This window comes from Sphingomonas sp. CBMAI 2297 (assembly GCF_029870595.1).
In the GTDB taxonomy this organism is placed as follows: domain Bacteria; phylum Pseudomonadota; class Alphaproteobacteria; order Sphingomonadales; family Sphingomonadaceae; genus Sphingomonas.
Map to the genome: position 1 here is coordinate 186,331 of NZ_JAPDIR010000006.1, position 12,432 is coordinate 198,762.

General features: G+C 68.2%; 16 protein-coding genes. 10 read left to right on the forward strand and 6 right to left on the reverse strand.

Going from position 1 to position 12,432, the window contains the following annotated elements; genetic code table 11:
• Window positions 1–396: 396 nt before the first annotated feature.
• The 5 genes from OMP43_RS10820 to OMP43_RS10840 all read left to right on the forward strand — a co-directional run bounded on the left by OMP43_RS10820 (window position 397) and on the right by OMP43_RS10840 (window position 4,090).
• A complete protein-coding gene (locus OMP43_RS10820) occupies window positions 397–849 on the forward strand; it encodes a hypothetical protein (protein WP_280279733.1) in 453 nt (150 codons plus the stop codon).
• Between the two features lie 71 nt (window positions 850–920).
• Window positions 921–1,847, forward strand: coding sequence for a hypothetical protein (locus OMP43_RS10825; protein WP_280279734.1), 927 nt, complete (start codon window positions 921–923; stop codon window positions 1,845–1,847).
• The gene (locus tag OMP43_RS10830; protein WP_280279735.1) at window positions 1,844–2,623 is read left to right on the forward strand and encodes a 2OG-Fe(II) oxygenase; all 780 of its coding nucleotides are present in this window, start codon (window positions 1,844–1,846) and stop codon (window positions 2,621–2,623) included. Before OMP43_RS10825 ends, OMP43_RS10830 begins: the two co-directional genes overlap by 4 nt.
• Window positions 2,613–3,563 (forward strand): cupin domain-containing protein, encoded by a 951-nt coding sequence (locus OMP43_RS10835; RefSeq protein WP_280279736.1) that lies wholly within the window; start codon window positions 2,613–2,615, stop codon window positions 3,561–3,563. The genes OMP43_RS10830 and OMP43_RS10835 overlap by 11 nt, the downstream gene beginning before the upstream one ends.
• Window positions 3,560–4,090, forward strand: coding sequence for a hypothetical protein (locus OMP43_RS10840; RefSeq protein WP_280279737.1), 531 nt, complete (start codon window positions 3,560–3,562; stop codon window positions 4,088–4,090). Before OMP43_RS10835 ends, OMP43_RS10840 begins: the two co-directional genes overlap by 4 nt.
• Here the strand turns inward: OMP43_RS10840 and OMP43_RS10845 are convergent.
• From OMP43_RS10845 to OMP43_RS10860, 4 genes are read right to left on the reverse strand one after another with little or no spacing between them, the layout of a single operon-like run.
• Window positions 4,059–4,238 carry a hypothetical protein gene (locus OMP43_RS10845; protein ID WP_280279738.1) on the reverse strand — a complete coding sequence of 60 codons (180 nt, stop codon included), beginning with the start codon at window positions 4,236–4,238 and terminating at the stop codon, window positions 4,059–4,061. The genes OMP43_RS10840 and OMP43_RS10845 overlap by 32 nt on opposite strands.
• Before the next feature lie 13 nt (window positions 4,239–4,251).
• Window positions 4,252–4,560 (reverse strand): hypothetical protein, encoded by a 309-nt coding sequence (locus OMP43_RS10850; protein ID WP_280279739.1) that lies wholly within the window; start codon window positions 4,558–4,560, stop codon window positions 4,252–4,254.
• Between the two features lie 4 nt (window positions 4,561–4,564).
• Window positions 4,565–5,104 carry a hypothetical protein gene (locus OMP43_RS10855; RefSeq protein WP_280279740.1) on the reverse strand — a complete coding sequence of 180 codons (540 nt, stop codon included), beginning with the start codon at window positions 5,102–5,104 and terminating at the stop codon, window positions 4,565–4,567.
• Window positions 5,101–5,586: a hypothetical protein gene (locus OMP43_RS10860; protein ID WP_280279741.1), complete on the reverse strand. Its 486-nt coding sequence runs from the start codon at window positions 5,584–5,586 to the stop codon at window positions 5,101–5,103. The genes OMP43_RS10855 and OMP43_RS10860 overlap by 4 nt, the downstream gene beginning before the upstream one ends.
• Window positions 5,587–5,811: 225 nt before the next feature.
• On the opposite strand from OMP43_RS10860, the gene OMP43_RS10865 reads away from it, so the two are divergent.
• From OMP43_RS10865 to OMP43_RS10885, 5 genes are all read left to right on the forward strand, one after another.
• Window positions 5,812–6,624: an HAD-IIB family hydrolase gene (locus tag OMP43_RS10865; protein WP_280279742.1), complete on the forward strand. Its 813-nt coding sequence runs from the start codon at window positions 5,812–5,814 to the stop codon at window positions 6,622–6,624.
• A gap of 119 nt (window positions 6,625–6,743) precedes the next feature.
• Entirely contained in the window at window positions 6,744–7,013 is a 270-nt protein-coding gene (gene fliQ / locus OMP43_RS10870) for a flagellar biosynthesis protein FliQ (protein ID WP_086130312.1), read from the forward strand.
• Between the two features lie 2 nt (window positions 7,014–7,015).
• The gene (locus OMP43_RS10875; RefSeq protein WP_280279743.1) at window positions 7,016–7,771 is read left to right on the forward strand and encodes a flagellar biosynthetic protein FliR; all 756 of its coding nucleotides are present in this window, start codon (window positions 7,016–7,018) and stop codon (window positions 7,769–7,771) included.
• A 1-nt stretch (window position 7,772) separates the two neighbouring features.
• The gene (locus tag OMP43_RS10880) at window positions 7,773–8,846 is read left to right on the forward strand and encodes an EscU/YscU/HrcU family type III secretion system export apparatus switch protein (protein ID WP_280279744.1); all 1,074 of its coding nucleotides are present in this window, start codon (window positions 7,773–7,775) and stop codon (window positions 8,844–8,846) included.
• The gene (locus OMP43_RS10885) at window positions 8,846–10,873 is read left to right on the forward strand and encodes a flagellar biosynthesis protein FlhA (protein ID WP_280279745.1); all 2,028 of its coding nucleotides are present in this window, start codon (window positions 8,846–8,848) and stop codon (window positions 10,871–10,873) included. The genes OMP43_RS10880 and OMP43_RS10885 overlap by 1 nt, the downstream gene beginning before the upstream one ends.
• A gap of 82 nt (window positions 10,874–10,955) precedes the next feature.
• Here the strand turns inward: OMP43_RS10885 and OMP43_RS10890 are convergent, their stop codons facing one another.
• A complete protein-coding gene (locus OMP43_RS10890; RefSeq protein ID WP_280279746.1) occupies window positions 10,956–12,077 on the reverse strand; it encodes a tetratricopeptide repeat protein in 1,122 nt (373 codons plus the stop codon).
• A complete protein-coding gene (locus OMP43_RS10895; protein ID WP_280279747.1) occupies window positions 12,074–12,427 on the reverse strand; it encodes a hypothetical protein in 354 nt (117 codons plus the stop codon). Before OMP43_RS10895 ends, OMP43_RS10890 begins: the two co-directional genes overlap by 4 nt.
• Between the last annotated feature and the right edge of the window lie 5 nt (window positions 12,428–12,432).

A 12,432-nucleotide genomic window follows, 5' to 3' on the forward strand; every position in this document is an offset into this window, starting at 1 on the left:
CGCGCCTGTTCACATTTTTCCAATATATATCAAAACCTTCACAGCACCCCTCATCGTCAAGCCATTATCAACCATAATATCGACCGGCGTTTTTCGTCGAATGAAATCGATGTTTGGACGCAATAGACCCTTGCAAACCTTGTTCGACCGCAACCGCACAATTATCGATGACAACAACTTCATTGGCATGCGAGTCGATCAATGGAAAACACTGCGAGCAATAGATCCATATTGGCGAATCTAGTCACAGAATTACTCGACGATGATAGGGTTCTATCTTCAAACGAGCGAGGACTGATCACCAATCTACTCAAGAAGGCACGCGAAGAATCTACCGGGGATGCCGCACTCGACGCGGCCGTATCGCAACGGCTGATATCCGCGACCATCGGATCGGTGAGCGGGAAGATCGTGAATGCGCTGGCCGACGAGCTGGTCCGCCAGCTGGTGGACGGGCATGGCACCGGTGTGCATTGGCCCGACACGCATCGGGCGCCGCAGGTGTCGCCCAGCAATCCGGGCAATCCGGAAACGGGCCAGGTGTCGCCGTCCAACCCCGGCAACAACATGGCGCCGCAAGTGTCGCCGTGGAATCCGGGAAACAATCCCGGAAGCCAGGTGTCGCCGTACAATCCGGGCAATTATCTGCGGTCGCGGGTGCCGCCCGGCCCGGGCACCCAGGTCTCGCCCACGCCTCCCGGCAGCGACATGGCGCCGCAGGTATCGCCCAGCAACCCGGGCAATCCGGAAACGGGCCAGGTGTCGCCGTCCAATCCCGGCAACCTCGCCCAGCCGCGGGAGCCCGGCGATGACGCGGTGCCGGGCGCCAAGCGCAAGCCGAAAAACTAGCGCCGGACATGAGGTGCGAAGTGACTCCGCCCCGGCACGAGGCCGATCTCGGGCGGAAAGGCGGGGCGGGTGTGAGCCCGCCCCCGCCAGGAGACCCGTTCTCACTTCACCAGCCCCGCGCGCCCGGCCTGGGCGCGCCGCCCAGCTATCTGGAGGCGGGGCTGTGGCGCGATCGCCTGCTCATCCGCAACGACACCGCGAGATTGCAGCTGAACCAGGCGCTTCGCGTCACCGGCGATGAAGTCGTCGTCCCCGATCCCGTCACCGGCATCGAGGCGCGGTTCACCGCGGAAAAGGCCATGCTGGCGCTGATCGGGCGGATCTCCACCGATCCGGCGGAAATCGACGGCCTTCCCGATCCGCTGCGGGAGCGGCTGGCGGCGCTGGGCGTGCTGGTCGACGGCGATGCCGGCGCGGCCGCGCATGCGGCGTGGGAGCGGACGCTCCGTCAGGCCATGCAGGCGTTCCGTGAGGGCGGGCATGCCGAGCTGTCCGGCCTCCTGTGCCCGGCGGTCGTCGCGTTCCTCCGGCAGCGCTATCGCCACATGGCCCGCCACGCCGCGCTGCCCTATGGCGACCCTCAATGCCCGACCCGCTGGATCGCCCATAATGAAGCGGCGGCGCGCCCGCTGCATCAGGCGCTCACCCCGATCATGTCCGCGGTCGTCGGCGAGCCGGTCAAGCCGTCCTACCTATATCTCGGCGCATATGCGGAGGGGTCGACGCTGCCCCGGCATACCGACCGGGAACAATGCGCATTCACCCTGTCGCTGTTGATCGATTACCTGCCCGACATCGAAGGGCCATCGCCCTGGCCCCTGCATCTCCACCTCGATGGCGATGGCGAGCCCCGGTCGATCCGCCAGCGCCTTGGGCAGGGACTGATCTTCCGCGGCCGGGAAATCGCGCATTCGAGACCCGCATTGCCCGCCGGGCACATGTCGATCTCGATCTTCTTCCACTTTGTTCCCGAAGACTTTCGCGGGAGGATCGATTGAGCGAGCCTGACCTGTCCGCCACGCTCCAGCGCCACGGCCTTGCGGAGCTGCTGGCCCATCATGCCGCGATCGCATCGGATCTGCCGGACCCCGCCGGCGACAAGGTGACCGTCGCCGCCGCGCGCTGGCTGAAGCAATGGACGGGGGATCCGCGCGCGCCCGCCGCCACGATCGAGGACTGGGCGCATCCGGCGCCCGTGCTCACCTGCGACGAGTTTCTCGGGCCCGGCGAGATTTCGGCTCTTGTCGATTTCGTCCTGTCGCGGGAAGCGGATTTCGGCGTCGGCACGCTCGTCGGCAACGAGCGGCCCGACATCTATGTCGATCGCAGCTTCCGCGCGGCCGAGACGCTCTTCGACCTGGGCCCGTTCCTGGCGCTGTTCGAGCGGCGCATCGAACGCTATCTGCCCTTTGTCTGCGACCATCTCGGATGGCCGCCGTTCGAGCAGCACGGGTTCGAGTTTCAGCTGACCGCCATCCGCAATGGCGGCTTCTTCCGCCGGCACAATGACAACAGCCATCCGGCGACCCGGACCCGGCGGCTGACCTTCGTCTTCTATTTCTTCTGCTCGCCGTTGCAGCCGCTTGGCGGTGAGCTGCGCTTCGCGCCCAGGGGAGCGTGGCGCGGCCCGCTGGCGTTTCCGCCGATCGCGAACCGGATGATATTCTTCGACTCGTCGATCCCGCACGAGGTTCTGCCCGTCCGGGCGCCCACCGACGGGTTCGGGGCGGCGCGCTTCACGGTGAACGGCTGGATCCATCAGGATGATCGGTGACGCCATGGCCGTTCGCGACAAGGCCGCCACCTTCCGGCAGCTGATAGAGCCGCTGGACATGACGGCCTTCGTCGCCGGCGTCTGGGAGCGGCGCTCCATGGTGTTTCATGGCAGCCCCGAACGCTTCCAGGGGCTCGATCTGGATTTTGCGGCGTTCGCCAGGGCGATCCACCATCTTCCGCCGAACAGCATTCGCGCCAACTCGGTCGAGAGCGACGGCACCGGCCGCTATCCCTATATCGACGCGGCAGATTGCCGGCATCGCTTCGAGCAGGGGCAGACGATCTGCGTGACCGAGCTCCAGACCTGCGCGCCCAGGCTGCTCGACCTCGCGCGGGACACGCACCAGGCCCTGGGCCTTGCCGGCACGGTCTGCGTCAACGCCTATCTGTCCCCGGCCGGGCGCGGGTTCGGCCTGCATTTCGACACGCAATCGGTCTTCATCCTGCAGCTCGAGGGCGAGAAGCACTGGCGCTATGGAGACGGCCCGGCGGTGGCATTTCCACCGGAGGGGATGGACGCCTGCCCCGATGCGGGGCGCCAGCGTTTCCGCGAGCGATATCCGGCGATCGCGCTGGCGGAACCCGGGGCTAGCGCCTGGCACCAATGCCTGTTGCGGCCGGGCGACGTGCTCTATCTGCCGCCGGGCACCTGGCACCAGGGCACGGCGGGAGACTATTCGCTGGCGCTGACGCTCACCTGCTGCACCCATGACTTTTCCGCGCTGCTGACGCCGCTGCTGCGGGAGACGCTGCTGCGGAGCGAGCCATGGCGGCGCAACTTGCCGTGCCGCGCGGCGGCGCAGGACGGCCGAACGCGGGAAGCCTTTATCGCGGATCGTATCGTGGAATTGCGGCAATGGGCCGAAGACCTGTCTCCCCCCGATCTCGCGCGGCTCTGGGAGGAGCTCGCGCCCGCCGAAGCGCGCGCCCGTCCGTGATCTGCGTCTCGCCGGGCCTCGTGCCGGATGCCGTCTGCCATGCGCTCATCGGCTGCTTCGCGCGGCATATCCGGCACCTGGGCGGCGCCGACGACCAGCCGGCCTTCGCCCATCGCGTCCTGCGCCTGGGCCAGCTGAGCGTCGCGGCCCCGGCCGGCGATCGGAGCGTGCGGCAGATGCGCGCCATCCGATGGCTCGTGACCGAGCGTCTCCGCGAGTTCTTCCGCGACCCCGGGATCCATCCCGAGGAAACGCAGATAGTGCGCTGGTCGCCGGGCGACGGACAGCCGCTCCATCTGGACATGACCCGGGAGACAACGACCTATGCCGCGATCCTGTATCTCAATGATGACTTTCTCGGCGGCGAGACCTTTTTCGAGAACGGCGCGACGATCCGGCCGCGGACCGGAACGCTGGTCGGGTTCCACGGTGCATCGCTGCGCCACGGCGTGCGGACGGTGGTGGCGGGCACGCGCCTGACGATGCCGATATGGTTCACGGACCGGAAGGGCTGCGCGGAGCCGTGAATGGCAGCGGCGGGCCGACCGGCATCCCCTTGGTCATCACCAGCCGACTCATGCTGTCATAGCGATACCACCAGCTCTGGCTCGTCGCCGTCCCGGACAGGCTGCCATCCGCCTGCACCGGCAGATAGCTCGTCACGATCGACCGCATATTGCCCGCCGCATCATACTCCGCGCTCCCGTCCTGCAAGGTCTGCTTGGATCGCGACATGGATGCCGTCACTGGGCGACGCCCGATCCGCATGCCATTCGCGCACCACCAGCGCCGCGCCATCGCCATAGCCGGTGCCGGCCAGCAGCTGGCGCGTGGTCTTCACCCCCGAGCCCATCCACACACTGTTTGCGTCCTGCGTGCAGAACAGCCGGCCCGAGATGTCGTAGAAGAAATTCTCGGTCGGGCGGATGCTCAAGACCGCGCCGTTCCCGGCGGCGACGGAAACCATGGGCCGCCGGATCTGGAGGACCCGACCCATCGTGTTATAGCCATAGTCGGTGCGCCGGCCATGAGCGTCGTCTTCCCAGGCCAGTTCGCCGAACGCGGTATAGCCACGCGCCGTCGCGATGTTCTGCCCATTTGATCGCGGCCAAGCCCGCGTCCGTGACCTCGAACCGGGTCGCCGCGCCGCCATCGATCGTGGCGGGCACGGCCATCAGGTTGCTCCTGGGCCAGGTCGCGATGTCCGGGACCAGGTTCCCCGGCGCATAATCGAGCCGGGTCGCCTGGCCGGCGGGATCGGTGACGATGGCATATCCCACGCCATAGGCGATGCCGGTGGTGCGAGTGACGCCCGACGCGACCGTCTGGACCGGGCTGGTGACGCGGTCGACCGCGTCATAGCCGATGTCGAGGATCGAGCCGTCGCTCTGCCCGATCCGCGACACCAGGGTCGTCGCGCCGACATAGCTGTACCAGGTCGAATAGGCACCGCCGCCCGGGCTCAGTGCCACCGTGACCCGCGAGAGCCGGCCATGGCCCTCATAGGCATAGACCGTCGAGGCGCCGTCGCCCGAGATCACTCGGCAAAAGCGGAATAGGTCTCGGTGACGCGGCTGTCGCCATCGGTCCAGGTCCAGCCCGAGCCGTTGTAGCGCAGCCGGTCGAAGCTCCCCGCGCCATCGGTCGTGACATAGCTCGTGCCGTCCCAGCCATAGCTGATCTCGCTGCCGTCCGCCGAGCGCCGCTTGACCGTGCTGCCCCAGCTGTTCGCCGCCCCCGTCAGGCCGAAGACGCGCCGGTCCGTGCTCTGCAGCCAGTTGTCGCCATTGTCGTCGCTGTGATTGCCCAGGCTGTTATAAGTGCGGCCGACGCCCGCGTCCGGGCCGCGACCGACCAGGAACTCGTCCTGACGGCTGATCAGCAGATTGCCATTGGCCGCGTTGAGGAAAACCTGCTCGCCGCCGCGCCCCAAGCCGGCCGAGCCCAGCAGGCCCGACGATCCCAGGACGCCTCCCGAACCGCGCTCGAACCCCGTTCCAGCGCCGGTGAAGATCGCGACCATCATTCCCCCCATACTCAAACACGGGCGGCACAGGCGCCGTCCCGAAATGACCTGTCGGCGGAATTCGACGATAGTTTAGGCCAGGGAGGAAATTTCGCCGCGCCCGGCCGGTTTTCCGGCAATCCCGATCCGGGCCGCGGAACCATCGCCTGCTCGGATCGATTGCCGCACCATGAGGACAGCACGGTTCCGCCAGCTTCCGTCCCCCACTCCGGAGCCGGCCGGGTGAAGCGCCTGGTCGCCTTCGATCTCGACGGCACGCTCGCCGAGAGCAAGCAGGCGCTCACGCGCGACATGGCCGATATGCTGGCACGGCTGCTCACGGTCGCCGACGCCGCCGTGATCTCGGGCGGCGACTGGCCGCAGTTCCGAAAGCAAGTGGCGGAGCAATTGCCCGCCGGCACCCGGCGGGAAAGCCTGTGGCTGATGCCGACGACCGGCACCAAGCTCTATCGCTATGCCGGCGAATGGCGCGAAATCTATGCCGAGCGCTTCAGCGACGCCGAACGCGCGGCAATCCACGCCGCGTTCGATCGGGCGCTGGCCAGGGTCGCCCTTCCGGCGGAGAGGATCTGGGGCGAGCGGATCGAGGATCGCGGCAGCCAGTTCACCTTTTCCGGGCTCGGCCAGCAGGCACCGCTGGCGGCCAAGGCCGCATGGGATCCCGACCGGCGCAAGCGCGCCGCCCTGCAGGCCGAGCTGCAGCGCCTGCTGCCCGATCTGTCGATCCGGCTCGGCGGCACGACCTCCATCGACGTGACGCGCCGCGGCATCGACAAGGCGCATGGCCTGGAACGGCTCGCCAAGGAGAGCGGCATTCCCATCGCCGACATGCTGTTCGTCGGCGATGCCCTGTATCCCGGCGGCAATGACGAACCCGCGCGCCGGACCGGCGTCGACGCCATCCAGGTCCGCGACCCCGCCGAGACCCGCACCGTCATCGCCACCGTCATCGCCTGCCTGCACGCGCCGGCGGCCCCGCTCGCCAGCGCCACACGCCACTCGGCGGGCGGAAATCGCGGCCCCCAAGGAATTTGAACCAAAGTCGTTGAATTCAAAGCTATTTGCTTTGGCCCCTACGCGCGCGGAATTATGGTTAACGAATCCGTGCCAAGGCATCGATTCGGCACGGCAATCGGAAAATCCGGGGGGATTTCGTGGAAGCCGATCGCGCGCTCAACTTGCTCGACGACATGTTGTGGAATTGCCTGATCGTCGCGGGGCCGGTATTGCTCGCCACGCTCGTCGTCGGGGTGCTGATCAGCATCTTGCAGGTCGCGACGCAGATGCAGGAAATGACGCTGAGCTACGTGCCCAAGCTGCTGGTGGCGGCGATGCTGCTCATCCTGCTCGGCCCCTGGATGATCGCGCGCATCACTGATTTCGCGCGCGGTCTGTACCTGGTGATCCCCACTCTCGCGAGCTGATCATGGGCGACCTGACCGACCAGGCGGTGGCGGTGCTGCTGCTGAGCTTGCGCATCGCGCCGACGCTGAGCTTCGCCCAGCCCTTCACGCTGCTGCGCATTCCGGCGATGGTGCGGCTGATCCTGGCGATCGCGCTTTCCGCCTGGCTCGTCTCCGGCAATCCGGACGCGACCTGGCGCGCGCCCTTCTGGGATGCCGGCCTGCCCGTGGTCGTGCTGGGCGAGCTTTTCCTGGGCGTGTCGCTCGCGCTCGCGCTCCAGCTCGCCTTCGCGGCCCTGCTCACCGCGGGGCGGGCGATCGATATCCAGGCGGGGTTCGGCCTGGCCGTGCTGGTCGATCCCACCACGCGCGCGCAGATGCCGCTGGCGGGCACGCTGCTCGCCTATGCCGGCGCCGCGATCTTCTTCGCGATCGGCGCGCCCGAGGACCTGCTCGCGATCTGGGCCGCCTCGGTCGAGAAAGTGCCGCTCGGCGCCGCGAGCCTGGGCGGCGATCCGGCGCCGCTGATCGAATATATGGGCACGGTGTTCCTGATGGCGATCGGGCTGGCGGGGATCGTGCTGCTGGTGCTGTTCCTGCTCGACCTGATCGTCGCCTTCCTCTCGCGCACTCTGCCACAGATGAACGTGCTGCTCCTGGGGTTCCAGGTGAAGGCGCTCGCCACCATCGCGGCGCTGCCGCTCGCCCTGTCCTTCTCCGGCGCGCTCTTCGCCCGGCTGATGCGGACCGCGCTCGAAACCATGCCGCGGCTGATCTGACATGGCCGAGCAGGAACAGAATCGCAGCGAGGCGCCGACCCCCTTCAAGCTGAAGAAGGCGCGCGAGAAGGGCATGGTCGCGCGCAGCGCCGAACTGGGCTTTCTGGGCGGCCTGATCGCGCTGGCGGGCTTCGGCGCGGTGGCCGGGCCGGCCATGGTCGGCGAGATCGCCGAGCTGATGCGCAAGGCCTTTTCCGCCGGCATCGACCGGGCGGGCGATCCCGAACAGGCCCAGGCGATGATCGGCACCATCGCCTGGGCGGCGATCCAGCCGCTCGCGCTGCTGGGCGGCACGATCATGGCGGTGGTGATCTTCCTCGAGATCCTCCAGCTGCGCGGGCTGATCTTCACCACCCAGCCGCTCAAGCCGGACTTCAACCGGCTCAACCCGGCCACCGGCCTCAAGCGGCTCTTCTCGATGCGGATGCTGAAGGAGACGCTGAAGACGGTGCTCAAGTCCGCGGTCTATGCGATCGCCGCCTGGTTCGTCGTCAAGGACGCGATCGCCCGCTTCGCGATCGCCGCGAGCGACGGCGAGCGGCTGGCCGAGGCGCTTGCCGGCGCGGGGCTGCGGCTGGTCTTCGTGTTCATCGCGATCGCGATCGGCTTCGTGATCCTCGACCAGGTGCTGGTCCGCGGCGAGTTCCTCAAGCAGATGCGGATGAGCCGCCGCGAAGTGACGCGCGAGGCCAAGGATCGCGAGGGCGATCCGCGCATCAAGCAGAAGCGCAAGCAGCTCCATGCCGAGTTCGCCAAGCAGAGCGAAGGCATGGGGGCGTTGCCGGGGTCGGACCTGGTGGTGGTCAATCCCGAGCATTTCGCCGTGGCGCTGCGCTACGATGCCGGGCGGATGATCGCGCCCGAGGTCTCGGCCAAGGGCCGCAACCGCTTCGCGCTGGCGATCAAGGACGAGGCGTTCCGCCTGGGCATCCCCATCGTCGAGCGGCCGCCGCTGGCGCGCGCCCTCTTCCGCGCCTGCCAGGCGGGCAGCGCGATCCCCCCTTCCACCTATGAGGCAGTGGCGGAGCTCTACATCGCGCTCCGCCGCGCCTCGCATGCTCCGGAAACCGCATGATGTTCGACAAGCTGTTCCGCAACCAGAAGGACCTGGCGCTCGTCGGGGCCACGATCGCGATCCTGGTGATCCTGTTCGTGCCGATCCCGCCGGCCTTTCTCGACCTGGCGATCATCCTCAATTTCGGTCTGGGCCTGTCGATCATGCTGCTGACCTTCTATGTCGGCAAGCCGGTGGAATTCTCCACCTTCCCTTCGCTGCTGCTCGTCGCGACGCTCTACCGCCTGTCGCTCAATGTCGCCGCGACCCGCCTCATCCTGACCGGCGGCAGCGCCGGCGACGTGATCGGATCGATCGGCGCCTTCGCGGTGCAGGGCAATTTCGTGATCGGCCTGGTCGTGTTCGCGATCCTGGTGGTCGTCCAATATGTCGTGGTCACCAGCGGCGCCCAGCGCGTCTCCGAAGTCGCCGCGCGCTTCACGCTGGATTCGATGCCCGGCCAACAGATGAGCATCGATGCCGATCTCAACATGGGCCTGATCGACCAGAAGGAAGCGGTGCGCCGGCGCGAGGAGCTGGAAAAGGAAGCCAGCTTCTACGGCGCGATGGACGGCGCGTCGAAGTTCGTGAAGGGCGATGCGATCGCCGGCATCATCATCCTGCTGATCAACATCATCGCCGGCTGGGTCGTCGGCGTCAGCCAGATGGGCATGGAATGGCCCGAGGCGCTGCAGCATTTCACGCTGCTCACCATCGGCGACGGCATCGCCACCCAGCTGCCCGCGCTGATCATCTCGATCGCCACCGGCATCATCGTCACGCGGTCCGCGGCGGACCGGCAGCTTTCCACCGAAGTCTTCCGCCAGCTCGCGTCCGAACCGCGCATCCCGCTGATCGTCGCGGCGGTGCTGCTCGCGCTGATGCTGATGCCGGGCATGCCCAAATGGCCGATCCTGCTGATCGGCGCGGCGGCCGGGCTCGCCTGGTGGCGCCTGCGCCGCCGCGCCGCCGCGCAGGGCGGCGCGGGCGACGACGCCGCCGGCGAGACGATGGCCTCGGGCACGGCGCCGGTGCCCGCGGTCGAGATCCGCTTCGGCGCCGAGCTCGGACAGGCCTGGGAAAAGGAAGGCGCCATCATCCTCGAGCGCCTGGCCGGACTGCGGCGCGCGCAGGAGCAGGAGCTCGGCATCGGCTTTCCGGCGGTCAAGCTCGTCGACGGCCAGGGGCTGGGCAGCTTCGAATATGAGGTGCGGCTGTTCGGCTCCCGCTACGGCGCGGCCGAAGTACGACCCGAGCGCGTGCTGGCAATCGCCAACCAGGGCGCCAAGGCTAGGCTGGCCGGCGAGGAAACGGTGGACCCGGCCTTCGGCATGCCTGCCTTCTGGATCGCCGAGGGCGAGACCCAGGCCGCGCGCGAAGCGGGCTATACGATCATCGATCCGATCACGCTGATGGTCACGCATTTCGGCGAGATCGTGCGCGGCGAGACCTCGACCCTGCTCACCCGCGCCACCGTCGCCGGGCTGCTGAACGAAGTGCGCGAGCGCCAGCCCGGACTGGTCGAGGACCTGATCCCCAACACGCTGACGCTTTCCGACGTGCAGCGCGTGCTGCAGAATCTGCTCGGCGAAGGCGTTTCGATCGCCAATCTCGACCTGATCGTCGAGCATCTTGTCGACCTGGCCCGCATCCAGAAGGATCCGATCGAGCTGACCGAGCAGATCCGCCAGCGGATGAGCTACGCCATCTGCCACCAGCTGCGCGGCAGCCATGGCGATCTCGCGGTGCTCAGCCTCGATCCGCGCGTGGAGAACCAGATCGTCGCCAGCATCGGCGCGAATGCGGGGCACAGCTCGCTCGCGGTCGAGCCGCGCCTGGCCGAGCAGATCATCCGCCGCCTCGCCCCGATGAGCGAGGAGATGTTCCGCCAGGGCCGCGCCCCGGTGCTGCTGTGCGGCGGCGAGATCCGTCGCCATCTGAAGAACCTCACCCGCCGCAGCATCCCCAAGCTCTCGATCCTGTCGGTGAGCGAGATCCCGATGCGCGTGAATCTGAAGTCGTTCGACGTGGTCCGGCTGGAAGGGTGAGCCCAGGCGCCCGGCCGTCCCCGCCCGCCCGGGGATGGCGGGGTTTCGCGGGGGTCATGGGTTCGCCGGTGGAGTCCGGACCCTAGCGCGCGCCCAGCTTGGCCAGCGAATGGGCCAGCGTCTTGCCATCGGCGCCGATCGGCGTGTGGAGCGCGGTCTCGAAGATCGTGGCGGCGCGCGCACTATTCCCCTCGCCTGCCGCGATCAGCATCGAGGCGAGCGCGGCCGAAAAGCTCTCGCGGTCCAGCCGCAGCGCGATCGCGGTGCGCCGGCGCGCCTCCTCGACATGGCCGTCGAGCAGCTCGACCACTGCGATCGAGCCCTGCGCCTCGCCGAAATTGTCGTCGAGCGCCAGCGCCTTCTCGAAGCGGGCGCGACCGGCGACGCGGTCGCCGGCCAGGACATGGGCCCAGCCCGCCGCGATCCACGAGCCGAGATGCGTGCCGAACATCTCGGCGCCCTTGTCGAGATCGCGCGCCGCCTCCGCCTGGTCGCCGCCCAGCATGCGCGTGAGCCCCAGCCCGATCCAGGCACGGGGAGCGCCGGGCGCGCGGGCGAGCGCCGCCTCGAACAGCTCCGCCGCGGCCGTGGGATCGTCCTCGCTGAGCGCCAGCGTGCCGAGCGTGGTGAGGGCATCGGGATGATCGCCCGCCATCCGCGCCGTGCGCGCCGCGAGATCGGTGTCCTCGATATCGATCGCGAGCGTCGAGACGATGGCGTTGAGCCCGCGATGCTCGGGATGGAGCGAGATCAGCGTGCGGGCGCGCTCTCCGGCAAGGTCGAACTGGCCGAGCTGGTGCAGCAGCTGCACTTCAAGCTGCGCGGCCTGGGGCAACGCGGCGCTGGTCGCCGTGTCGAGCGCCGCCAGCGCCTCGTCGAAGCGCTTGGCCATGGCGAGCGACCAGGCAAGGTTGAAGCGCACCGGCGGCGCGTCCGCGCCTCCGGCGAGCAGGGCCGCGTAAAGGTCGGCGGCACGCGTCCAGTCGAGCCGGCGCATCGCCACAAGTCCGGCCAGATGCTGGGCCTGGGGCGTCAACGGCCGCAGCCGGGCGTGGCGATCGAGCAGCTCCTCGGCGGCATCGAAGCGCTCTTCGGCGAAGGCGGCTTCCGCGGCATTGGCGATCAGCGCGACATTGTCCGGATCCTCAGCCAGCAATGCCGCGAGGCGATCGTGGCGGCTCTGTGCGGCGGCGGTCTGGTTCATGCTCGAGATTCCCTCAACTGGGCCAGGGCCCGGTCCATCAATTGGCGCCCTTCGGGCGTCTCGCCGATCATCCGGCTGACCTGATCGACGATCGCGATCAGTGCCGGATCGTTCCCCACCGCTTCGCCGAATTGCTCGGCAAGCAGCCCGCGGACCATCGCCCGGCGCAGCTCCTCCTCATCCAGCGTGTCGAGCGCCGCCAGCGCGCGGACCCGGTCGAGCGGGCGCGCGGACGCTGCCTCGGCGCGGGAGGTCCGGCCCTGCCGCGCCGTGCCGCGGTTGCGGCTGGTCCGCTGCAGCTGCTCGTGCAGGAGCAGCAGCACCTGATCGACATTGCCGATGCGAGTCATGTCGC